Source organism: Photorhabdus antumapuensis, assembly GCF_020387775.1.
Taxonomy (GTDB): domain Bacteria; phylum Pseudomonadota; class Gammaproteobacteria; order Enterobacterales; family Enterobacteriaceae; genus Photorhabdus; species Photorhabdus antumapuensis.
The window spans coordinates 42,301-64,291 of the sequence record NZ_JAHZMK010000024.1; the positions used below are offsets into that span (position 1 = coordinate 42,301).

Here is a 21,991-nt window from a genome sequence, read left to right on the forward strand (position 1 = left end):
CATTACTGTGTTAAGTTAATTTCCGAGCCCTTAATATCGACCCTGGATTTTCCTGTGGCGGATAAAGATTTTTCCGCTTGTATATTAATTTCTTGGGCCTGAGTGATGAGATTTTTAGTTGAATTAAACGTAATATCTTTATCCTGTTGCAGAGAAACTTTATTTTCTCCGCTATTAAGTGCTACAGTGTTTTCTTTGTTATCGAATATTAATGCTTGTTGTTTATCTCCTTGCTTAATAACTAAAGTTTTCACCGGATTTTTTTCACTGGGTTCTAACGGTGGTTTATTTTTAGGATTATGCATGGAACCTAATATCACCGGAAAACGGGGATCGCATTCAAAGAATCCGATAATTACTTCATCTCCCGGTTCTGGGTAAAAGCAAAATCCACTTTCATGACTGGCATAGGGTTTACCTAATCGAGCAAACAGGACACCTTGGGTTAAGTTTAATGCCGGTATTCTGACCGGGATACGGCCTAGTGATTGGCTGTCTGGTTGATATTTTTCCACAATACCAATATGTAACTCTTTCACTTGTGGCACTGGAGGTTCCATATCTGGTCGCAGTCCTAAGGTTAATCGGGTGCGCCAGCCTTGCTTTTGGTTAATTATTTGATTTACACCAGTGATAATCCCTTGACCATCCATTCCCTGACCAAAACCCTTTAATGCCAGCACATCTCCCGGTTGATAGCGGTGACTGCCTTCGATTTCAAAACTGCCAGATATATTATGGCTTCGCAGATTATCCATGATGCCCTGAGCAAGATGTTTGGCTTGTTCATTATCCAGCGGATAGCTGTAAGCCCATTGCCACTCTTTATCAGCCAGTGCGGCGATACTGTCCACAGCCAATTTATGACTGCCAAGTCGGCTATTTTGGGTATTGATTGCCTGAGAAAGCTTCTGTTGAGCAATATTCCAGGCGCGTACACTCACTGTTTTGGGGCTATGTTGGTTATTCCACTGGAGATCCGCCTCAAATAGCACAATGTCTTGATCGTTGGCATGTCGATTAAGAGTATGTACCGTTGACTGATTCAGGGCCTTAGGTGTTATCAAGGTAACTGATTCATTGCCGGGCAACAGCCAGATGTTAGTGGCAACCAATCGGCTTTTTAGAAATGCCCAGTCATTGCAACGAAATTGTACCATTTGTTCATGAACGGCTTTAAGTTGAGGCGCCTGCTTTATCGTCGTTTGGATACCATTCTGATTGAAGAGTTTTTTGATAATGGCTTCATCACTCTGTTTATTGAATAGCTGTGAGTGAAAACTGTGGGTTAATTTTTGCAGATGATGTTTTGCTGTCAGGGTAATGATGCTGTCCTGACCTTTAAGCCCCAGTGTCTGCCGAACGATGACTCCCTTAAACAATACGGTTTTTTGCATTTGCACGATAACTTCATGGTTCGGGCGACAGCTTGCCAATTCAGCCTGCGTTTTGGTGTCAAAAATATGGTTGGCATCACCGGCGATACCCAGAGTGATGTTGGCCGAAGGGATACCATTGATGTGATGGTGGGTTATCAGACTGATTACGGTAAATTGATTAAGAGTCTTACCACCTATTTTAATAGTTACTGTGGGTATTTTCATGCATCCCCCTTAGCTTGTAGGGTTTGTCCGGGGGTAAAGTCATCAAGATTATCCAGACCGTTTTGCCAGGCCAGTGAGAGATAATCGATACCACCGGCCAAAGAGGCACCAGCACCTAAGGCGATCAAGGGTAGGGAAAGCATATCGGTTACGCTCACCGCCGTGGCCGGAGGTGATTTTAACTGTCGCTCAGTATTCTGAATAACAAAGCTCTCGTCTGCCACCAGGGATAGGGTGGCGCTGGCCCGTAATGGGGTGGCGTCTCGGTCAAACAGGGTGTAATTGATAGCGAGTCCACTGGACCGGCAGGCAAAATAACCTTTGTTTTCCCAGCGCATTTTACCCCATTTGATTTTAAGAAAGTGGGGCACTTTGGTGCTGGCATCAACTGCACACAGGGATTTTAGGGTTGCCAGTTGTGTCTCTATTGGAGTGTTATTGCCGGGCATTGATGCATCAAACAACAGGACTAACGATAACCCGGCGGGTTGGGATAACACATAGCGGCTGCTCTGGCTGGCACGATTAACACTTTCATCCTGTTGGTAGCGGGTTTGGTAATCCAGTTGGATCGTATCGGGGTTATACATGGCCTGTAAGCTACCCACGGAAACTTTGCCTTCCCGATCTTTAAAGGCTGTCAGGGTGAGTCTGGATAAACCGCGTTCAATTAAACTCATAATCACCTCCTGTTTCACGTAATGCCTCTAATACCTCCCGTTTCACCATCTCAATCAAACGGGCGTTATCCAGTTTTTCCTGAGCTAATGTTCGTGGGGAGAGTTGATCACTCGTAGGATCAGTGACTTTAGCCTGAATAATCAGTTCCTTAATTTCTACAGTCATGCTTTTACTCCTAACCATCGCATATCCTGATAACGTAATTCCAGAGAGCTCACCAGCACAGTGCTGCTATTAGCATCAAAGTCGCTGGTGGACCAACGCACAGGGAGTGCGTTACTGACCGTCCAACTTGCCACTGGCAATGAATGTTCATTCAAGAGCATGATAACGACGTCGGCATACACCGCTTTTTCACCACGCAAAACGCGATCAAATACCAGAGTGAGTGGGGTAATGGTCATGACGCCACGCTCCAATACCAAACTGCCATGTTGGATTTTTTCAGCTAGCCAGACATTTCTGGCGTTTTCCCCGCCCTGGCTGTGTTGGGTGGTTTGCAGCTCTCGGTTGAGTCCCGATATGCGCTGAAAGGCGATATCAAGTGGACTGGGAATGTTGTTAAACAGAAAACTGGCGATAAAATGGTGTGATACTGACGGGGTATATAGGTTGTACATGTTTTTCCCCTGTTGAGATTAGCTAGGTACGGAATTGTTACGGATATCAAATGTCAGACTCAGTTCAATAAATTCCGCTGGAATTAACAGGGCCAGCTTGATTGTCATGATCATCTTTCCGGCCAATATATCCGCTTCACTCATTGATTCATTAACACCCAGTGACACCTCAAATGCTTGATCTTCCTGAGTGCCTCGCAATCCGCCTTTTAACCATAGCTGGCGTAGCCAGTTGTGGGCTTGACCTTTAAATTTCATCCAAGTGATGGCGTTGTTGGGTTCAAAGACAAAGGCCCGGCCGAGTTGGGTCATGTGGGTTTCGATGTAGGAAACCAGACGACGAAGTTGGATATAACGCCAGGGAGAAGCGGGGTCGTTATCCAGCGTGCGGCATCCCCAGATTTTAATGCCTTTGCCGGGGAAGCTGCGAACCAGATTCAACGAAGGCACTTCTTGATTAAACAGGGCTCCAGCTTCAATGAAAGAGCGTACCGGCCCGATCACTTTGGCTAAAGCGACATTGGCGGGAGCAGTCCATACCCCTTTCTGATGGTCGTTACGTTGAATGACGGCAGCCACCGCCGCGGTAGGTGAAAGTACGATATGTTTACCGTCTTCTTGGTAGGTGGTTTTTATCCTTGGCCAGTATACGGCGCCCCATTGGCGATCACTTGAGGAAAAATCGGCCAGACAATTAGCGGCTAATGTCGGATCATCCGGGGCATCCAGTAATCCCATGATGCCGCGTCGGCTTTTGCAAAGATCGAGTATTGATTGCCATGCTTGTTGCCAAAGGGCTTTTTGCGCGTCGGTATCATTAAAACGGGTGATATCAGGTGCGACAATTAGCGTGATTTCGCTTTCTGCGGAGATCGCTTGTTTTACCCACTCCTGTTGTAGAACGGTGATCAATAATTGAAAATCGGTTAGTGATTTATCATGACCTAGTGATAGTGCATAGGCTCGCTGTCCGCCGTTTTCAAAAAAGTGGCGCACGGAGTAGTACATTAATCCTGCCTTACCAAAGGGTTGGGTAAACTCGGTCAGGCTGTTGAGTTTGACGGCGGTTTTATTGCTTGAATTTTTTTGGGTATAACCGATAAAAACGGGTATACCGATAAATTCATTGTTTGGCGGCAAGGATATACGGTTTTCCGTTATTGTGACGCCCGGCTGTTTTATCTCCATTATCATCTCCTCAATGACTGAATGGACGCGGTGTTAAACCGCGCCTCAGTACGGTTACTGTGCTACGTATTGTGAAAATTGAAGGATAATAAATTCAGCCGGACGCACTGCCGCCATACCGATTTTGACAATCATTTTCCCTTGCTGAATGTCGCTCTCGGACATGGTGATATCTTTACCGATCTGGACAAAGTAGGCTTCCTGCGGTTTATTTCCCGCTAGTGCGCCTTGTTGCCAAAGTTGATAGAGATAATTGTCAATGGCTGCTTGTACCCGTTTCCAAGTTGGCTGGCTATTAGGTTCAAAGACGGCAAATCGCATTGCCCGCTTGATATCCCGTTCCGCTGTATTAAATAAACGTCGTACCGGAATGTAGCGCCAGTTGTCCGTTTGATCTAATGTTCGGGCTCCCCAAATCAGTGTGCCTTTGCCGGTAAAGTGACGGATAGCATTAATACCGGCTTGATTCATGGTGCCTTGCTTATCATTTGTGATCGGCTCAGATGGTTTAGCATTATTCAACGCCACGTTGGCAGGCGCTTTCCAGACACCACGACTGGCATCAGTTGCAGCATAAACACCCGCGACGGCAGCGCTTGGGGGCAAGGTAATTTTAGTGGTTTTTAATACGTCATCGACCGCCTTTTTAGCGTTAGTGTATTCCCCTGATGAAGTTGTTTTCAGATTATCTAGGGTGGTAGCACCGTCATAACCGCTTAGCGTAATATGGGCATCTGCTGGTTTGCTATAAGTAAAAGAAGTCACTAAATCAGGGTAATAGACCGCGGTTTTATCCGGTTGAGTAGTGGGTTTATTTTCTCCATCTGTGCTATCAGCAATCAAGAAGTAACCTACTTTTTGTTGCAATAAGGAGTTTACCGCATCGTAGACCTTCTGTTTTAACGTTTTATCCGTTTCAGGACAGACCAGTAAGGTAATCTCCTGTTGTTTTTCAATCAGCTCTGGCAGCGTTGCTAAAGCATCTTGTTCAGTCTTTACCAACGGCAACAGATAACAGACTCCACCGCCGTTGTTAAAATAGTGTTGTATTGCAAAGGCACTCACAGAAGTAGCTGTGACAGTGGCAGCATAAGTATAGTTTTTTTGGGGGCCATCACCTTTACTTGTAGCCGTCACTGATACGGTCGGTGAAAGTGAAAACTGTGAGATAAAATCCAACCAACTGGTAATTTTAATACAACTCCATTTTTTGGGTTGGCTGCCGTCTTTTTTAAAAAACTTACCAATAAAGACGGGAATAGCGGTTGGACTGGTGCTAATCGACAGCGCTAGCGAAGCGTCTTCTTCAATATAAACGCCCGGTGTGGCATAGGTTGCAGAAGTCATGGGGTTTTCCTTAAATAGGATAAGTATGTGGTGATCTTGAATCAGCTATTAGCCCCATTAAGATTGGGCAACATTTTGGGTAAATTGCAGGATAATAAATTCAGCAGGGCGAACCGCAGCCAAACCCACTTTGACAATCATTCTGCCCTGTTTAATATCTTCTTCGGTCATGGTGGTGCCTTTACCAATTTGTACAAAGTAAGCCTGTTCCGCCTTGTTACCGGCTAATCCCCCTTGTTGCCAGAGGGTATAAAGATAGTTATCGATAGCCCGATGTACTGCTTTCCAAGTGGGTTGGCTGTTAGGTTCGAAGACTGCAAAACTCATGGCATTTTTAATATCCCGTTCTGCACTGTTAAATAGGCGGCGAACCGGGATATAACGCCAGTTATCACTATCATCAAGTGTGCGAGCGCCCCAGACGGTGACGCCGGTATTTGGGAATTCACGGATCATATTGATGGCTTTACCGGTATTATAGGTACCTTGCAAATCATCAGTGACTTTAAACTTCGGTTTCACTCCACCTTGTAATACAACATTTGCCGGTGCTTTCCAAACACCTCGGTTGTTATCGACACTGGCATAAATACCGGCCATCACGGCGCTAGGTGGAATATCAACGTTGGCTTTATTTGCCCCCCATTCGGCAGTTAGCCAAGGGTAATAAACGGCGGCAAACGAGTTTTGGTCATAATCATTTCGAGATGTGCCACCAGAATTTAACTCTGTGGTTGGGCCATCAAGAATGGCAAATAATCCTTTTCCTGATTGGCAAAGTGTACTTACGGCAGTTCTGATATTTTCTCCGGCAGCAACCAGTAAGGTGACATCATCTAGTTTTGGAATTTGTTCTGCTAACTTTCCGGTTTTTACGAGATAACCATATCCACCGCCATTAATAAAATAGGCACGTAGTGAAATATCAAGTTTGTCGCTAGAGTTAAATTTCCCGCTTTTTAGTGTCAAATATTCCAACCAGCTATTAACACGAATATAAGGATTATCTGATACTGATAAATTGTTATCTTCGACAGCAAAAACAGGCACTGCCGTTGCACTGGAACGAACTGAGAGTGATAGCGAGGCGTCCTCTTCAATATAAACGCCAGGATAGGTTGGTGTTATTGGCATATATTGCCTCCAATTATTGAGCGATATTTTACATGAATTGTAGAATGATGAATTCAGCCGTTATTCTGGCGTTTTAGGCTGCCTGAATCATGACTCTATCCGCAGTCAGCTTTATCTCTTGGACTGCGATATCATTGCTGGTGGCATCAAAAGAAGGGGAGGTTAATGAAGTTGGGAACGCATTTGCTACGTTCCAAGTCATTAAAATTTCGGTGCCGGCTTCATTAGTCAGGCTAATTGAAACATCTTTTTTCTCAACTTGATTAAGCTGAATGGAATTAAGCCAGTCGAAAAGTTTAGTATCCCCAGGGAATACCCCTTTACGCAGCGTAATATTGATCAACTGACGTTGGCCCGGCATTTTATAGTGATTACCAATACCATCTTTATATTCTATTACATCATAAGTGATATCGAGCCCGGAAACGTTGTTGAAAGGGATTTGCTCATTACCAACGGAGACAACAAATCGATAAGTCGGTATTGGATAATCAACAGCAATTTGTTCTGTAGTTATGGACATGGTTTATTTCCTTAATGTGTTATTTGTATGGTAGGTCAATGCGGTTATCGCCATCCCCTTCATCTTTCAAGCTGCTGCTTTGTTGGCTGCTTTCACTCACCCCAGTCGCATAGTTATCTATGCTCCTGGGGATTCGTTCACTTGCCGCCGCGCTGCAACTCGAAATCTATTAGGTATATATTTCTCTTAGCATTTAGCGATAGACAATGGCTACCGCACTAACCTGTTTTGCCTTGGTTGCTATTTATATAGGAACGTTATTCGGTGAATTTAAGATCACATTAATGATCACGGTAAATTATAATCAATGTTTGTTAGTTTTAAATATCAATTGTTATTATAAGAAATTATTTTATGTAAAAATAATTTACAAAGAAATTGTTTCGTATTCATATTGTTATATTTTTTTAGCCAAGTATGAATAAATATTGTGTTATAAATTTTGACATGAAGATAATGATGCTTTGTTAATAAAATTATTTATTAACAAATGGTTATGTTTTATTTTTGAATTTAATCCAGCAAGGCATTTAGTTTTAATAATGGGAAGCACAGAAAATGAGTATCTTGTTATCTGTTGTTACTCAGCTATGATTCATATCGTTTTGGTTTTATAGATAAAGTTATATTTGATTTGATAGTTAAATATCTCTAAAGGAATATTACCTTATGAATTATAAATACTTACTCACCATTTCAACAGTAGTGTCGTTTTCCATTTTTACTATGCCAGCATTGAGTCACTCTGATCGCTCTCTTCCTGCGACTACGATAACTAAACAAGTTAATGCTGAAATGGCATCTATTTTACCTTTCAACGATAAATCTGATTTTGATGATGCTAAACGTGGTTTTATCGCCAAACCAGATTCTCTGATTATTCGTGATGCTAACGGTAAGGTTATATTGGATCTAGACCAGTATCGTCAGTTTATTACCGATAAAACGCCGGCTCCAGATACCGTTAATCCGAGCTTGTGGCGTAATGCCCAACTTAATATGGAATATGGGCTCTATAAAGTGAGTGATCACATTTATCAAGTGCGCGGTTATGACATATGTGACTGCTCCCCGCCGTAAAGTAAACGGCGAGGCTTCCCACTTCTCAGGCCGCCACCGTCGATATGACGGATTTACGCTGGCCTCCATGGGCAGAGGCGACGAGTCCCGCCGCCTGTAACTCCATTATGCCCTTACGCTGGATATTGATTGCCGCGTTTACATCGCGATCATGTTCAACATGGCAGGCAGGACATTGCCAGATCCGCTTATGCAGCGGCATTTCCGGCACTTTGTGACCGCAGCAATGGCAGGTTTTCGAGCTGGCGAACCACTGATCCAGTTTGACCAGATGAACGCCCGCCGCTGCGGCTTTGTATTCCAGTTTCTTGATGAAGCCATGCCAGCCTGCATCCCCGATAGCGCGGGCAAGGTGGTGATTTTTCATCATGTTGCCCGATTTCAGCGTCTCAACAATGACTGCTTGGTTTTCGTCAACCATTGTCCGGGAGAGTTTGTGTTGAAAATCGGCGCGGGCATGGGCTATCCGCTCATGGACTGCCGCCAGACGTAAGCGTGCCTTGAGGCGGTTAGCGCTGCCCTTTTGTTTGCGGGATAGCGATTTTTGCTTACGGCGCAGGTTACGGGTGGCATTGATAAGGTGACGAGGGTTATTCACCTTCTCCCCGTTCGACTGGATAAGATAGTGGGATAAACCCATATCACACCCTGTCACGCGGGTGATAAAGCCTGGCTTTTCCGGCAAATCCCTGCCATCGTCACACAGAATAGCGGCGAAATATTTTCCCGTGGCTGTTCGGGATAGCGTTATGCTCTTAACTTGCCCTTCCATTTCTCGGTGTAGGTGCGCCTTTATCGGTGACAATTTCGGGATCTTCACTGCGCCATCCAGTACTTTCACCCCAACGCAGTGATAGCTGGATTGCCGGCCCTGTTTGCGTTTGAACGTGGGAAATTGAGATCGCAACTTCGGATTGAAAAAATTATCAAACGCGGTATGCAGATTGATCACCGCCTGCTGTAACGCGATGGCGTCATATGCCTTGAGCCAGGCGTACTTGCGTGATTTCTTCGCGACCGCCAGTAGCGGTTTGAGGTCTTTGCGCGGATTTAAATTCACGCCGTGACGTTGGTAAGCCTGCTTTTTGATGTACAGCGCCTTGTTGTACGCAAAACGGACCGCACCGAACTGGCCATTAAGATATTTGGCCTGTTCTGGCGTGGGATAAATGCGTACCTTTGTGGCTCTTAACATATTCAGCGCTCATTGAGAGAGTGCCTTCATTTTAGCCGGTTACAGGAAGATATCAACGGGTTGTGCATGTGATATTCACGACAAAATCCCGTCGAAAGCGCTTTGATGGACGGATGATAAACCCGTTACGTGAGGCATTCAATTCAGCGGCGGCAAAACGAGAATGTGAAAGGGTTGAGAGGGATGGTGAGTGTGATCATGTGCATTTGCTGGTCGCCTATCCGCCGAAACGGGCAGTCAGCGTCATGATTACTCATTTAAAATCGGTATCATTACGGTGCCTTCGTCAGCAAAACCAGACTTCTGTGGTCGAGGTCATACTTTACCTGTAGCACAGGGGGCGCAACGAGAGAAACGTGAAAAGCGTACGTTGCCAGTCAGAATACGCCGGAGTAGCCAGCCCTAAATTGATGAATTTATCGCTCTGCTGGACAGTTTCCCATTCTGGTTCAATATAGTGACACCCCGTGCAGAATAGAAGGTGATGTATCTCAGTGAAGTGATGACGCTCCTCATCTTATTCCACATGAGCCATTATCGTGATTTTAAAACGTTTTATATTCAGCATGTTAAACACTATCTTCAGGCCGATTTTCCCCGGTTGGTCAGCTACTCCCGGATGATTTGTCACAGGCCCTGTGCGATGAACTGGACGCAGAAGGAATAACGTTAATCACTCATGTCCGTAGTAACATGAAGGCAAAAGCGTTATCTCTCTGGGATAAGCTGATGTTAAGAAGGCGATTTCTGATAGAAACGGTCGTGGATCAGCTCAAAAATATTTCTCAAATAGCGCATTCAAGACACCGAAGTCAGCTCGGTTTTTTATTGGAAATCGTCGCGGGCTTAATTGCTTATACATTCCAACCTAAAAAACCGAGCTTGAATTTACGGGATTGTGATATCGCTATTTTTAAACGAAGCTGAGGTTAATGTAATCATTCGCCTTGATTGCGGATTTTTAATATCAAACTACAGCGATTGAGCTGTAGTTTGACGCAGAAAGGGGTTATGAGAAAAATCAGGCCACAGGGCGGGCGACAATATTACGCGTTTCCATTCTGACTTCCTCAATACGAACATCAATAATGTCGTTCAATTGGTAAGCGACTTCACCTTTGATAATTACGGTGCCGGTTTCTTGGCTACATTGCAATTCATCACGCACGGCATGTAGGAATGGTGCGGGTATGAAGGCCACTGCACCGTTATCGACCAGCCGGACACGTAAACCGCCACGGGTAATATCAATGATTTCTGCGGTAAATCGTTGCTCGGTTCCTGCATGTGGTTGCAGGAAGCGTGCGTACAGCCAATCCCCCACATCACGTTCGGCCATACGATTCAGTCTGCGACGTTCAGCCAGTTGCAAACAGGTTTCTTCTGAGGGTTGTTCCACATCCGTTTTTTGAATAATCGCTTTCAGTAAACGATGGTTAATCATGTCGCTGTATTTACGGATCGGTGATGTCCAGGTGGCGTAAGCATCAAAACCGAGACCAAAATGAGGGCCGGGTTCAGGTTTAATTTCTGCGAAAGTCTGGAAACGACGAATGCGACTATCAAGGAATTGTGTTGGCTGTTTATCCAATTCACGGCGTAATTTGCAGAAGCCGTTTAAGGTCAATAACTCTTCTGTGTTAGCATCGATACCATTTTCTTTTAGTAATTCAACCACTTGTTCAATTTGCAGTGGTTCAAAACCCATATGAACATTGTAAATACCAAAACCTAACTTATCGCGTAGTATTTTGGCGGCGCACAGGTTAGAAGTGATCATTGCTTCTTCGACAATACGGTTTGCTGTACGGCGTTGCTCTACGACGATATCCAGTATGTAACCATTATCATCAAGGATGAAGCGGTAATCAGGGCGATCTTTGAAAATAAGCGCATTTTGGTGGCGCCATTGGTTGCGGCGATCGCTCATTTCCTTTAGGAGAATGATTTGGGCCTTAATCGCTTCAGAAGCAGGTTCCCAAGTCCCGGTTTCTTCCAGCCAATCAGAAACTTCGTCGTAAACCAATTTAGCTTTTGATTCAACCCAAGTAGAGAAAAACGCAATATCATCACCCAGTTGACCATCTTCCAGAATAGAAACCTGACAAACCAATGCCGGACGGCGGGCGTTAGGGCGCAGAGAGCATACATTCTCTGACAGGTCGCGCGGCAACATGGGAATATTAAAACCCGGCAGATAGTTAGTGAAAGCACGTTGATGGGCGATTTGATCCAGTTCGCTGTCAGCAGCAATATAAGCGGTTGGATCAGCAATGGCGATACTGAGTTTCAGGCTACCATCATCTTGCTTAGCAATATGCAAAGCATCGTCCATATCTTCCGTGGTTGCACTGTCAATAGTGACAAAATCCAGCGACGTTAAGTCAATGCGCTCAAGATCGCCATCGTTCATCTGGCAATCGGCAGTCATAGTGGGAGCATCATGTTCCAGATTATGGCGAGTGAGCGTTACCCACCAAGGGGCGTAGTGATTGTTACTTTCAGTGATATAGCCGGTAATTTCCGCATGAAAACCACGGCTGCCTTTCAGTGGATGATGACGCATTTCAGCGACGGCCCAATCACCATGCTGAAATGGATGAGTGACCTGATTGGCCGGCCGGCAATGGATCGCATCTCTTAGCAATGGGTGATCAGGAATGATCCATAGACGGTTATCATTTTCTTTTTTCTGGATACGGCCAACAAAGCGATTTAGAAATGGTTCGACCAATGTTTCTGGCTCGGCGATCTCTCTTTCTTTATCAGTATGAATAGCGGCAGTCACGCGATCGCCATGCATAACTTTTTTCATGTGTGGGGGAGGAATAAAATAACTTTTTTGCCCATCGACTTCTAAGAATCCGAATCCTTTTTCGGTACCTTTGACCAAACCTTCTACTCGAAGTGTTTGGGAATGAAGTTGCTGTTTTAGCTGTGCAAGCAGCGGGTTGTTTTGAAACATAATATCCGCGGAGAAAGTTGAGGGTTATTATCAGATAGTTTTTTGGAATAACAGTTTTACGCGAATTGATGGTGTCGAGCAAGCAACATCTGCAAAATAGCGTAAAACAGTATGGAAATTGCAATAGAAAATTACAATAGTTACTCAGGGTAAATTTTTTCTTTAAATTCACATAGATCTTCAATAATACAGGAACCACAACGAGGTTTACGGGCTATGCAGGTATAACGACCGTGTAAAATAAGCCAATGATGGCAATCAACTTTAAATTCTGCTGGAACGACTTGCAGTAATTTATTTTCGACTTCACCGACATTTTTACCAGGCGCGAATTGAGTTCGATTACAAACCCGAAAAATATGGGTATCGACCGCAATAGTCGGCCAGCCGAAAGCGGTGTTTAACACTACATTGGCTGTCTTGCGGCCAACACCCGGCAATGCTTCCAATGCGGCGCGATCTTCGGGAACTTCGCCAGCATGTTTTTCCAGTAATATCCGGCAGGTTTTAATTGTGTTTTCCGCTTTGGTGTTATAAAGACCGATAGTTTTTATATACTCTTTCAGCCCATCTACACCAAGGTCAAGTATTGCCTTGGGGGTATTAGCAACCGGATAGAGTTTCGCTGTGGCTTTATTAACACTCACATCTGTTGCTTGCGCTGAAAGCAATACTGAAATAAGTAACTCAAAGGGTGTTGTGAAAACTAATTCAGTTGTTGGCTTTGGGTTGTTATCCCGTAAACGCGTTAGAATTTCGATACGTTTCTGTTTGTTCATATCAAATAGAACTCTCCGATCCTGGTGACATTGTTATTGCACGGCTTTTTTCTTTTATTGCTCTGGTTTTCATTTTTTCGTCAATAAGATATTTCGCTGCCAGCATTAATCCCAAACCGATAAAAGCACCGGGTGGTAAAATCGCTAACAGGAAAGGGGAATCCATATGAACGATTTCTATTCGTAATATCTTAGCCCAATGACCCAGAAGTAAATCAGCGCCATCAAATAGGGTTCCATTACCGAGAATTTCTCTCATAGCACCGAGAACAAACAGCGCGAAAGTGGCTCCTAATCCCATTGCTAAGCCGTCAATCGCAGAGGGCATGATTGGATTTTTCGCGGCGTAGGCTTCAGCACGACCGATAACAATACAGTTAGTCACAATCAGTGGAATGAAAATCCCTAGTGATTCGTACAGACCAAAAGCGTAGGCGTTAATCAACATTTGAACAGTACTGACAACCGAAGCGATTATCATAACATAAATTGGAATACGGATCTCATTGGGTACCCAACGACGCAAGCTGGAAACCGCAATGTTGGTACAGACTAGAACCAGTGTCGTTGCCAGCCCTAAACCGAGTGCGTTGGTTGCAGTGGAAGATACGGCTAACAGTGGGCACAATCCTAGCAGTTGTACTAAAGCGGAGTTATTTTTCCATAGCCCCTGGATAAATAAGTTTTTGGTTTCACTCATGATTTTTCTCCACAGGATTCTAGGGAAGAGAGATGCTCAGGTATGGTCTGTAAATAAAGCGCGGTCCGTTTGACTGAGTTTACCACGGCGCGTGGGGTAATAGTGGCACCGGTAAATTGATCAAACTCACCGCCATCTTTTTTCACCGCCCAGTGCCGGTCATGATTTGATGTGATGGTTTTCCCTGAGAATACATTAATCCAGTCTGAAATCCGGGTTTCAATTTTATCCCCCAGTCCTGGGGTTTCATGATGTTCTGTAACCCGTACACCAAACACTTTTCCTGAGAAATCTGCTCCAACCAGTAATTGAATAGCACCGGAATAACCATCCGGGGCCGTACTTTCTAGTGCTGCCGCCACAGGTTGACCATTTTTACGGGCCAGATAGAGACGATGAGGCAAGTGATTGCCCAAAGCATCCGCATTGACTAGATAGCATTCGTTTTGTATATCGTTGTCGTACAGAACAGGCGGAATAACCTGATCAAGCAGCGACTTGTGCTGTAGTGCGGCCTGTTCTGCGATAGTACTTTTGGTGAGTGCATTCACGACAGCCGTTAGCCCGGTGGTAATGGCTGCAAAAATGGCTAGTGTGATGCCGTGACGTCGCATGGTTTCTAACATAACGGCTCCTTATTTATGCCCGTAAACGCGGGGTTGGGTGTAATGGTCAATGAGTGGCACGGTGATATTCGCCAATAAGACCGCAAATGCTATGGCATCAGGATAACCACCATAAACACGGATAACCCAGACTAACAGGCCAATCATGGCACCAAAAACCAAACGACCTTTGGGTGTCGTGGAAGCACTGACGGGATCGGTTGCAATAAAGAATGCACCTAGCATGGTTGCACCGGAAAACAGTTGCAATAATGGCGGCGAATAACGGGATGGATCAATCAACCAGCTAGTGAGTGCACATAAACCTAATACCAGGATAAATGCCGCCGGAATTTGCCAGGTTATCACTTTTCTGTTCAGCAGAATAAGTCCACCAACAAGATAAGCAATGTTGACCCATTGCCAGCCAATACCCGCCAGAGATCCTTGCAATATAGGTTGGCGAAGAACGTCATCAATATTGTGGGTCAATAAACCGGTTTTGAAACTATCCAGCGGTGTAGCCTGGCTAATCCCGTCGAAACCTTGTTGTAACTGCTGTAATGTTGTGCCATCGGGAGTATGACCGCTGAAGATCACTATCAGGCTGTCTAGGGGGGTGATTTGTGTTGCCAGTAAATCCATGGGTGGCAACCAACTGGTCATTTGCACTGGGAATGATATTAGCAGTACGACATAACCGACCATTGCCGGATTGAATGGATTTTGACCAAGGCCACCATATAAGTGTTTGGCAATAATCACCGCAAAGGCAGTTCCCAATACAATCAGCCACCAAGGCGCCAGCGGTGGAAGGCTGATCCCTAAGAGTAAACCTGTCAGTAATGCAGAATTATCCTGCAAACGAGGCATAATTGCCTGTTTACGTAAAGATAGGGCAGATGATTCTGCAAGCAGGGCGGTAATCACTGCAAGCAGGATCTGGAACAAGGTACCGTAACTAAAGAAGTAAGTTTGTACCGCAATACCGGGGATTGCTGCCAGCACAACCCACAGCATAATGCGGCTGGTACTTTGCTGATTGTGTGTAAAAGGCGAACTTGCGACTTTTAGTTTTTTGTTGTCAGTCTGAACGGGTCTGAATTTCATTTATAACAATCACTATTCTATTGAAATTTTCTGTTGTTCTTGAGTGTCTTTTTTGGCCTTAACTCTGGCGATTGCGGCAGCGATTGCCGCTTTGCGCGGATCAGTTTCTTCCGCTGACGGTGTTTCTGCCTGAGTTTCAGCTAATTGCTGTGTTTGGGCTTGCTTGGCTTTAACACGAGCAATGGCAGCCGCGACGGCAGCCTTACGCGGATCAGTTTCTTCCGCTGGCAGTGTTTCTGCCTGAGTTTCAGTTAATTGCTGTGTTTGGGTTTGCTTGGCTTTAACACGAGCAATGGCAGCCGCGACGGCAGCCTTACGCGGATCAGTTTCTTCCACTGGCGGTGTTTCTGCCTGAGTTTCAGTTAATTGTTGAGTCTGAGTTTTCTTGGCTTTAACACGGGCAATGGCAGCCGCGACGGCAGCCTTACGCGGATCAGTTTCTTCCACTGGCGGTGTTTCTGCCTGAGTTTCAGTTAATTGTTGAGTCTGAGTTTTCTTGGCTTTAACACGGGCCATCGCGGCCGCGACCGCATCTTTATGAAGATCTTGCTTTTTAGCGGTAGTTTCTGGTTCCTTCGTTTCCGGTGATGGTGTTACTTCCTGATTTTGTGCTGCTTTCTTCGCTTTAGCTCTGGCAATTGCTGCGGCTAATGCGGCTTTGCGTGGATCTTCTGTATTTGTTGGTTCAGATGGCGCAATACTAATATCTTCCGCCGTCTGTTTTTCCGCCTGACGAGCGCGAAGTTGTTCTTTTCTTGCCTGACGAGCCGCTATTACTGCCGAATTATCAGGTGCTTGCCCCGGTTCTATAGCAACAACTTTACCTGCGTTAGCCTGTTTTTCCTTCACGCGGGAAAGTGCATCTTGTACAGCGCTTTTATCTTTATTATCAACTTGAACGGCCGATTTTTTGTGTCGTTCCTCTCGGGCCAGTTTTTCTCGTTCCATGCGGGCCTGCTTAGCTTCGAAACGAATTTTGGCTTCGGTTGAACGGCGGTTTTCCTGATCCAAGGCCCGAATTTCGGCTTTCTCCTGGCGATAATATTGTACTAGAGGAATATTGCTTGGGCAGACATAAGCACAGGCGCCGCATTCAATACAGTCGGACAGATTGTGATCTCTGGCCTTTTCGTGCTCTTGTCCCCGACTGAACCAATAGAGCTGTTGCGGCAATAAACGGGCAGGGCAGGCTTCCACGCATAATCCACAACGGATACAAGCCTCTTCCGCTGTATTTGAATCCATTTCCTGATGGGATGGCGCCAGAATACAGTTACTGATTTTAACGATGGGCACGTTGAGGTCAGGCAGCGCGAATCCCATTAAGGGCCCCCCCATAATGACCATCTGTTCTGATTGTGGTGCAAAACCGGCTAACTGGAGAAGAAATTGTACCGGGGTACCGAGTCGCGCCCAGAAATTACCCGGCGAGGTAACGGCTTCGCCAGTAAGCGTAACGACTCGCTCAATCAAAGGTTCTCCATCAATAATAGCGCGCTTGATAGCAACCACTGTACCCACGTTCTGCATTAGCACACCGATAGTAGAGGAGCGGCCGCCGGAGGGGACTTCTTTACCGGTCAGGATTTTGGTCAGTTGTTTGGCACCGCCAGAAGGATATTTGGTCGGGATAACCCGGACAATAATCGATTTATCGCCTTTTAGCGCGGTCTTAAGCTCCTTTATCGCTTTTGGCTTATTATCTTCGATACCAATCAGGATCTGCTCTGGTTTAAGCAGATGTTCCAGAATACGAATGCCTTCAATAAGTTCGTTGGCATGCTCCTGCATCAGGCGGTCATCCGCGGTAATATAAGGTTCGCATTCTGCCGCGTTAATGATCAGCGTCTTAAGGCCATGACGGCCACTTTGCAGTTTGGCGGCGGTAGGAAAGCCAGCCCCCCCTAAACCTGCGATACCGGCTTGATGGATTCGGTTAAGGATCGTGTCTGTATCCAATGATTGATAATTAGGTGTCTGAATGCGTTCACACCATTGGTCTTCACCATCAGGGCGTAAACGAACACATAACTCTTTCAACCCGGATGGGTGCGCTGTAATACACGGTTCAATGGCAATGATTGTACCGGAAGTCGATGCATGAACCGGTACAGTACGACCAGTGCCAAATGTTAAGGGCTGGCCTTTAAGCACTTCATCACCCACTTTAACCAGTAACTCGCCTTCCGTACCCAAATGTTGTTGCAATGGGATGATTAACTCTTCCGGTAGTGGCGCAATACGTAAAGGCGTCTGGCTGGATTGCAGTTTCATTTCAGGTGGATGAATACCGCCAGCGAAATCCCAGATTTTGTTTTTATTGAGCAAATTGAATAAATTAAACATGGTGTTCAGCCTCAATATTTTTAACCGGGATACTTTTAATGGAAATGGCGTGAGATGGCTGAACAGGAATATTTTTAACTGGAATGGCTTTTAAATCCCATTTCCAGTTGGCAGTGGTTGTTGCTACAGGGATCATCGTAATACAGTCTGTTGGACAAGGAGCAACGCACAGGTCACAACCGGTACATAAATCTTCAACAATGGTATGCATGGCACGGGTAGCACCGACGATAGCGTCTACAGGACATGCCTGAATACATTTAGTGCAACCAATGCAATTCTCTTCATCAATAAAGGCGACTTTGCGTGCGGGGTTTTGTACGTTTGCATCACCATCCAATGGTTGCGGATCGATACCGAGCAGCTCTGAAATTTTCAGCATGACTTGCTCACCACCCGGTGCACATTTATTAATCATCTCGCCATTATTCGCTACTGCTTCAGCATAAGGGCGACAGCCAGGGTAACCACATTGTCCACACTGACTTTGCGGCAGAATATCATCAATGTTTTCAACAATGGGGTCCTCTTCCACTTGAAAACGGCGGGCAGCAAACCCCAGGATTAACCCAAAAATTAACCCTAGTGCACTGAGTGCACCAATAGCAATCCATAATGATGTCATCAGAACTTCACCAAACCACTAAAGCCCATAAAAGCCAAGGACATTAAACCCGCGGTGATAAGACCGATAGATGATCCCTTGAAAGGGGCGGGTACATCAGCAACAGCCAGACGTTCACGAATAGCGGCAAACAGTACCATAACGAGAGAAAAACCAGCGGCAGCACCGAAACCATAGATAGCGGATTGTAAAAAATCGTGTGATTGATTGATATTCAGCAGCGCCACACCCAGTACAGCACAGTTAGTTGTAATTAACGGCAAGAAAATACCCAATAACCGGTATAACGTCGGGCTAGTTTTGCGTACAACAAGCTCAGTGAATTGCACCACAACCGCAATGACAAGAATAAAGCTCAGGGTACGCAAATAGATTAAGTCCAGTGGTAACAAAATAAAGGTATTCACTAGCCATGAACATACAGAGGCTAGTGTCATAACGAATGTTGTCGCAAATCCCATCCCGATGGCAGTTTCCAGCTTTTTAGAGACGCCCATAAAAGGGCATAAGCCAAGGAATTTCACCAAGACGAAATTGTTAACCAATACGGTTCCAACAAATAAAAGAAAATAGTCAGTCATTGCTGTGCCTGAAAATGAGTTTGTTGATTTTTTATTAAATTATAAGTATGCCCTTGTCTTACCAGGGGCAATCTATTGTTAATGATAACAACCAAAGAAAGTTGAGGTTATCGATCTTGTGTGAAAGTCATTTTGACTCGATGAGAGCGCTTAATGTAGGGGACAAAAATAGCGGTTGCCAATAGTGGCCATGCTAATGCACGCAAAGCCATTTGATCAGGAATAGGGGAGAAAGCGAAAGTTTTCAATGCAATTAATACGGTAATAATGAGCCAAATAATAAAAGTTTTCGGGAATCTTTTTGATCGCATGAAAAGCAGTTTCAATACCCATAGGGTGAAACACCACATTACCGCAGTAATGGTGACAGAAATAAACCACATTAAAGTAAAGTGATTATTACCTGCACTCAATGCATTGTTTTGACTAAAAAATGCCAGAATATATAGGGCGAGCATGACACTGGCACTGAGAAAGGTTGTAATCAGATAAGCCGCCGGAGCCAGAACCCAACCATTAATTCGGTGATAATCATTGGTTTGATACATAAATCATTCCATTTGAAGCTATATGAAAAAAGAATAATAGGCGATTCTGATGAGTTAGGAAATAGATTGATTGAAAGATATTCAAGGATAGATTCAGAGATAATTTGCGAAACGGGCATCACCGATGATATTTTTTACGCATGCTGAATTGCTGCATATTATTAATGGGTTTGAGAGGCTGTTATGCGTGAGCTGTTAAAGGTTGGGCTGGTGGGGTATGGTTATGCGAGTAAAACGTTCCATGCACCGTTAATTGCTGGCATTGCTGGTGTTAACTTGGCCGCCATTTCCAGTAGTGATGCTGAGAAAGTGAAATCAGATTGGCCAAATATCCCGGTAGTATCCCGCCCTGAGGATCTTTTTAATGATCCTGACATTGATTTAATCGTTATTCCGACACCTAATGATACGCATTATCCTCTGGCACAGAAGGCATTGGCTGCGGGTAAGCATGTTGTGGTGGATAAACCGTTTACTATCACAGTTGAACAAGCTGAATCTTTAAAAGAGCAGGCAGAGAGGGCGGATTTATTACTTTCTGTATTTCATAACCGCCGTTGGGATTCCGGTTTCCTGACGATAAAATCGTTAATTAGAGAGAATCGTCTGGGCAAATTAAAATATTTTGCATTCCATTTTGATCGTTATCGCCCGGTTATACGTCAAAGATGGCGTGAAGCGGCAGGGCAAGGAAGTGGTATTTGGTATGATTTAGGCCCTCACTTACTCGATCAGGCGGTTCAACTGTTTGGTAAACCGCAATCTATTACGGCTGATTTGGGGATGATCCGCCCACAAGCGGAAGCGGCAGATTATTTCCACGTGTTGTTGAATTATCCGGATATTAAAGTGGTTCTTCATGCAACCACCGTGGCCGCGGCTGAATCTGCGGTTTATACGTTGCATGGTATGGAAGGCAGTTACGTGAAATATGGTCTTGATCCTCAGGAAGAGCGATTAAAAGCAGGGGAAAGGCCACCACATGCCGATTGGGGATATGATATTCGTGATGGGATTGTGACGCTGTCACGTGGAGAGGAATTAGTCACTGAATATGTACCGACTTTGCCCGGTAATTATCCTGCTTATTATGCTGCGATCCGTGATGCGATTATGCTAGGTAAACTTAATCCAGTCACGGCAAATGAAGCCATTCAAATCATGAAATTAATTGAGGCAGGTATTCAGTCCGCAAAGCAGCAATGTACGGTGGCGGTGTAAGCTTATATTTTGTTGTCACTTTCTATATTATGAAACCCCTATTATCAATTAGCCTGGTTTGCCGGGCTAATTATTTATAAAGCAAGGAAAATGATTAATGACTTGGTGGCAAAGGTTAAGAATAGATCCTTTTTTGATGATATTAGTGACAGTGGTTGTCATTGCGACATTCTTTCCTTGTGAAGGGGAAATTAAAGTCTGGTTTCAACGATTAACTACAGCGGCTATTGCTCTTCTGTTCTTTATGCATGGTGCTAAATTATCTCGTCAAGCCATTATTGCCGGTATGGGACATTGGCGGCTTCATCTAGTGGTTTTTCTCAGTACCTTTGTCTTATTTCCGATTATTGGATTAGGGTTGAATTTATTAGTACCCGAAATCATGACACCAACGGTTTATTGGGGATTCCTTTATCTTTGTGCATTACCGGCTACGGTTCAGTCAGCAATTGCTTTTACCTCGGTTGCTGGTGGTAATATTGCTGCTGCTATTTGCAGTGCTTCAGCATCCAGTATTCTGGGCGTGTTTTTATCGCCAATATTAGTTGGACTGATGATTCATAGTCAGGGCGAGGGCAGCCCCGATACGTTGGAAGCAATAAAATCCATAATTCTTCAATTGATGGTTCCTTTTATTATCGGGCATCTGTCACGGCCATTAATTGCCGGTTGGGTAGAGAAACATAAAAAGTTGGTTAATATGACTGACCGGTCATCAATTCTTTTGGTGGTTTATGTGGCTTTTAGCGAGGCGGTTGTAGAAGGCATCTGGCATAAGATTGATGGTTATTTGCTACTAATGATTGGGGTTATTTGCTGCATCATACTGGCGATTGTACTGATGATTAATACTTATACCGCTCGCTGGCTAGGTTTTAATAAAGAAGACGAAATTACAATTGTCTTTTGTGGATCAAAAAAGAGTCTGGCTAATGGTGTGCCAATGGCGAATGTTTTATTCCCTGCTGCGACGGTTGGTGTGATGCTGTTGCCGTTGATGATTTTTCATCAAATTCAATTGATGGTGTGTGCAGTATTGGCGCAACGTTATGCTAAGAGGTTAAGACGGAAATAGATATGTAAATAGCTGGCAAAGCGCTTTCCTCAGATCGTAAAAATTGGGTTGAGTTCCCTGTGCT

Annotated in this window: 21 protein-coding genes and 2 pseudogenes; 5 read left to right on the forward strand and 18 right to left on the reverse strand. The window is 44.7% G+C overall.

What is annotated here, in order from left to right:
- Window positions 1-2 precede the first annotated feature (2 nt).
- The 8 genes from KZ793_RS09910 to KZ793_RS09945 all read right to left on the reverse strand — a co-directional run bounded on the left by KZ793_RS09910 (window position 3) and on the right by KZ793_RS09945 (window position 7,097).
- The gene (locus KZ793_RS09910) at window positions 3-1,604 is read right to left on the reverse strand and encodes a phage baseplate assembly protein V (protein ID WP_225815186.1); all 1,602 of its coding nucleotides are present in this window, start codon (window positions 1,602-1,604) and stop codon (window positions 3-5) included.
- Complete coding sequence (locus KZ793_RS09915; RefSeq protein ID WP_225815187.1) at window positions 1,601-2,284, reverse strand: CIS tube protein; 684 nt, start codon at window positions 2,282-2,284, stop codon at window positions 1,601-1,603. Before KZ793_RS09915 ends, KZ793_RS09910 begins: the two co-directional genes overlap by 4 nt.
- Window positions 2,271-2,450: a DUF5908 family protein gene (locus KZ793_RS09920; RefSeq protein ID WP_225815188.1), complete on the reverse strand. Its 180-nt coding sequence runs from the start codon at window positions 2,448-2,450 to the stop codon at window positions 2,271-2,273. Before KZ793_RS09920 ends, KZ793_RS09915 begins: the two co-directional genes overlap by 14 nt.
- Window positions 2,447-2,905, reverse strand: a complete 459-nt coding sequence (locus KZ793_RS09925; protein ID WP_225815189.1) for a phage tail protein — start codon at window positions 2,903-2,905, stop codon at window positions 2,447-2,449. Before KZ793_RS09925 ends, KZ793_RS09920 begins: the two co-directional genes overlap by 4 nt.
- An 18-nt stretch (window positions 2,906-2,923) precedes the next feature.
- A complete protein-coding gene (locus KZ793_RS09930) occupies window positions 2,924-4,093 on the reverse strand; it encodes a phage tail sheath family protein (protein WP_225815190.1) in 1,170 nt (389 codons plus the stop codon).
- A gap of 54 nt (window positions 4,094-4,147) precedes the next feature.
- On the reverse strand, window positions 4,148-5,440 hold the full coding sequence (locus tag KZ793_RS09935; protein ID WP_225815191.1) for a phage tail sheath family protein: 1,293 nt from the start codon (window positions 5,438-5,440) through the stop codon (window positions 4,148-4,150).
- Window positions 5,441-5,497: 57 nt separating this feature from the next.
- The gene (locus tag KZ793_RS09940) at window positions 5,498-6,574 is read right to left on the reverse strand and encodes a phage tail sheath family protein (protein ID WP_225815192.1); all 1,077 of its coding nucleotides are present in this window, start codon (window positions 6,572-6,574) and stop codon (window positions 5,498-5,500) included.
- Between the two features lie 73 nt (window positions 6,575-6,647).
- Complete coding sequence (locus tag KZ793_RS09945; protein ID WP_225815193.1) at window positions 6,648-7,097, reverse strand: phage tail protein; 450 nt, start codon at window positions 7,095-7,097, stop codon at window positions 6,648-6,650.
- A gap of 669 nt (window positions 7,098-7,766) precedes the next feature.
- Here KZ793_RS09945 and KZ793_RS09950 point away from each other — a divergent pair.
- Window positions 7,767-8,177 carry a hypothetical protein gene (locus KZ793_RS09950; protein ID WP_225815194.1) on the forward strand — a complete coding sequence of 137 codons (411 nt, stop codon included), beginning with the start codon at window positions 7,767-7,769 and terminating at the stop codon, window positions 8,175-8,177.
- A gap of 25 nt (window positions 8,178-8,202) precedes the next feature.
- Here the strand turns inward: KZ793_RS09950 and KZ793_RS09955 are convergent, their stop codons facing one another.
- Window positions 8,203-9,372: an RNA-guided endonuclease InsQ/TnpB family protein gene (locus KZ793_RS09955; RefSeq protein WP_118986960.1), complete on the reverse strand. Its 1,170-nt coding sequence runs from the start codon at window positions 9,370-9,372 to the stop codon at window positions 8,203-8,205.
- A gap of 62 nt (window positions 9,373-9,434) precedes the next feature.
- Between KZ793_RS09955 and tnpA the strand changes: the two are divergent.
- Window positions 9,435-9,732: pseudogene (gene tnpA, locus KZ793_RS09960) on the forward strand (IS200/IS605 family transposase).
- Between the two features lie 124 nt (window positions 9,733-9,856).
- Window positions 9,857-10,299: pseudogene (locus KZ793_RS09965) on the forward strand (transposase); the annotation flags it as partial.
- A 94-nt stretch (window positions 10,300-10,393) separates the two neighbouring features.
- Here KZ793_RS09965 and KZ793_RS09970 read toward each other — a convergent pair.
- From KZ793_RS09970 to KZ793_RS10010, 9 genes are all read right to left on the reverse strand, one after another.
- Window positions 10,394-12,337, reverse strand: a complete 1,944-nt coding sequence (locus KZ793_RS09970; RefSeq protein ID WP_225815195.1) for an exoribonuclease II — start codon at window positions 12,335-12,337, stop codon at window positions 10,394-10,396.
- 140 nt (window positions 12,338-12,477) lie between these two features.
- Entirely contained in the window at window positions 12,478-13,116 is a 639-nt protein-coding gene (gene nth, locus KZ793_RS09975; protein ID WP_225815196.1) for an endonuclease III, read from the reverse strand.
- 1 nt (window position 13,117) lies between these two features.
- Window positions 13,118-13,816 carry an electron transport complex subunit E gene (locus KZ793_RS09980; protein WP_225815197.1) on the reverse strand — a complete coding sequence of 233 codons (699 nt, stop codon included), beginning with the start codon at window positions 13,814-13,816 and terminating at the stop codon, window positions 13,118-13,120.
- Window positions 13,813-14,442: an electron transport complex subunit RsxG gene (gene rsxG / locus KZ793_RS09985; protein WP_225815198.1), complete on the reverse strand. Its 630-nt coding sequence runs from the start codon at window positions 14,440-14,442 to the stop codon at window positions 13,813-13,815. Before rsxG ends, KZ793_RS09980 begins: the two co-directional genes overlap by 4 nt.
- Before the next feature lie 9 nt (window positions 14,443-14,451).
- Entirely contained in the window at window positions 14,452-15,531 is a 1,080-nt protein-coding gene (gene rsxD, locus KZ793_RS09990) for an electron transport complex subunit RsxD (protein WP_225815199.1), read from the reverse strand.
- 12 nt (window positions 15,532-15,543) lie between these two features.
- Window positions 15,544-17,877: an electron transport complex subunit RsxC gene (gene rsxC / locus KZ793_RS09995; protein WP_225815200.1), complete on the reverse strand. Its 2,334-nt coding sequence runs from the start codon at window positions 17,875-17,877 to the stop codon at window positions 15,544-15,546.
- Complete coding sequence (gene rsxB, locus KZ793_RS10000) at window positions 17,870-18,502, reverse strand: electron transport complex subunit RsxB (protein ID WP_225815201.1); 633 nt, start codon at window positions 18,500-18,502, stop codon at window positions 17,870-17,872. Before rsxB ends, rsxC begins: the two co-directional genes overlap by 8 nt.
- Window positions 18,502-19,083, reverse strand: coding sequence for an electron transport complex subunit RsxA (rsxA, locus tag KZ793_RS10005; RefSeq protein ID WP_011146612.1), 582 nt, complete (start codon window positions 19,081-19,083; stop codon window positions 18,502-18,504). The genes rsxB and rsxA overlap by 1 nt, the downstream gene beginning before the upstream one ends.
- Before the next feature lie 107 nt (window positions 19,084-19,190).
- Complete coding sequence (locus KZ793_RS10010) at window positions 19,191-19,631, reverse strand: DUF2569 domain-containing protein (RefSeq protein WP_225815202.1); 441 nt, start codon at window positions 19,629-19,631, stop codon at window positions 19,191-19,193.
- 183 nt (window positions 19,632-19,814) lie between these two features.
- Here KZ793_RS10010 and KZ793_RS10015 point away from each other — a divergent pair, with 183 nt between their 5' ends.
- Window positions 19,815-20,852 carry an oxidoreductase gene (locus KZ793_RS10015; protein ID WP_225815203.1) on the forward strand — a complete coding sequence of 346 codons (1,038 nt, stop codon included), beginning with the start codon at window positions 19,815-19,817 and terminating at the stop codon, window positions 20,850-20,852.
- Window positions 20,853-20,949: 97 nt separating this feature from the next.
- Window positions 20,950-21,927 carry a bile acid:sodium symporter family protein gene (locus tag KZ793_RS10020; protein WP_225815204.1) on the forward strand — a complete coding sequence of 326 codons (978 nt, stop codon included), beginning with the start codon at window positions 20,950-20,952 and terminating at the stop codon, window positions 21,925-21,927.
- Window positions 21,928-21,991 lie beyond the last annotated feature (64 nt).

Bases quoted from the DNA above. Each gene is read 5' to 3' on its own strand.
- KZ793_RS09910 (WP_225815186.1), bottom strand. From the start codon at position 1,604: ATGAAAATACCCACAGTAACTATTAAAATAGGTGGTAAGACTCTTAAT.
- KZ793_RS09915 (WP_225815187.1), bottom strand. From the start codon at position 2,284: ATGAGTTTAATTGAACGCGGTTTATCCAGACTCACCCTGACAGCCTTT.
- KZ793_RS09920 (WP_225815188.1), bottom strand. From the start codon at position 2,450: ATGACTGTAGAAATTAAGGAACTGATTATTCAGGCTAAAGTCACTGAT.
- KZ793_RS09925 (WP_225815189.1), bottom strand. From the start codon at position 2,905: ATGTACAACCTATATACCCCGTCAGTATCACACCATTTTATCGCCAGT.
- KZ793_RS09930 (WP_225815190.1), bottom strand. From the start codon at position 4,093: ATGGAGATAAAACAGCCGGGCGTCACAATAACGGAAAACCGTATATCC.
- KZ793_RS09935 (WP_225815191.1), bottom strand. From the start codon at position 5,440: ATGACTTCTGCAACCTATGCCACACCGGGCGTTTATATTGAAGAAGAC.
- KZ793_RS09940 (WP_225815192.1), bottom strand. From the start codon at position 6,574: ATGCCAATAACACCAACCTATCCTGGCGTTTATATTGAAGAGGACGCC.
- KZ793_RS09945 (WP_225815193.1), bottom strand. From the start codon at position 7,097: ATGTCCATAACTACAGAACAAATTGCTGTTGATTATCCAATACCGACT.
- KZ793_RS09950 (WP_225815194.1), top strand. From the start codon at position 7,767: ATGAATTATAAATACTTACTCACCATTTCAACAGTAGTGTCGTTTTCC.
- KZ793_RS09955 (WP_118986960.1), bottom strand. From the start codon at position 9,372: ATGTTAAGAGCCACAAAGGTACGCATTTATCCCACGCCAGAACAGGCC.
- KZ793_RS09970 (WP_225815195.1), bottom strand. From the start codon at position 12,337: ATGTTTCAAAACAACCCGCTGCTTGCACAGCTAAAACAGCAACTTCAT.
- nth (WP_225815196.1), bottom strand. From the start codon at position 13,116: ATGAACAAACAGAAACGTATCGAAATTCTAACGCGTTTACGGGATAAC.
- KZ793_RS09980 (WP_225815197.1), bottom strand. From the start codon at position 13,816: ATGAGTGAAACCAAAAACTTATTTATCCAGGGGCTATGGAAAAATAAC.
- rsxG (WP_225815198.1), bottom strand. From the start codon at position 14,442: ATGTTAGAAACCATGCGACGTCACGGCATCACACTAGCCATTTTTGCA.
- rsxD (WP_225815199.1), bottom strand. From the start codon at position 15,531: ATGAAATTCAGACCCGTTCAGACTGACAACAAAAAACTAAAAGTCGCA.
- rsxC (WP_225815200.1), bottom strand. From the start codon at position 17,877: ATGTTTAATTTATTCAATTTGCTCAATAAAAACAAAATCTGGGATTTC.
- rsxB (WP_225815201.1), bottom strand. From the start codon at position 18,502: ATGACATCATTATGGATTGCTATTGGTGCACTCAGTGCACTAGGGTTA.
- rsxA (WP_011146612.1), bottom strand. From the start codon at position 19,083: ATGACTGACTATTTTCTTTTATTTGTTGGAACCGTATTGGTTAACAAT.
- KZ793_RS10010 (WP_225815202.1), bottom strand. From the start codon at position 19,631: ATGTATCAAACCAATGATTATCACCGAATTAATGGTTGGGTTCTGGCT.
- KZ793_RS10015 (WP_225815203.1), top strand. From the start codon at position 19,815: ATGCGTGAGCTGTTAAAGGTTGGGCTGGTGGGGTATGGTTATGCGAGT.
- KZ793_RS10020 (WP_225815204.1), top strand. From the start codon at position 20,950: ATGACTTGGTGGCAAAGGTTAAGAATAGATCCTTTTTTGATGATATTA.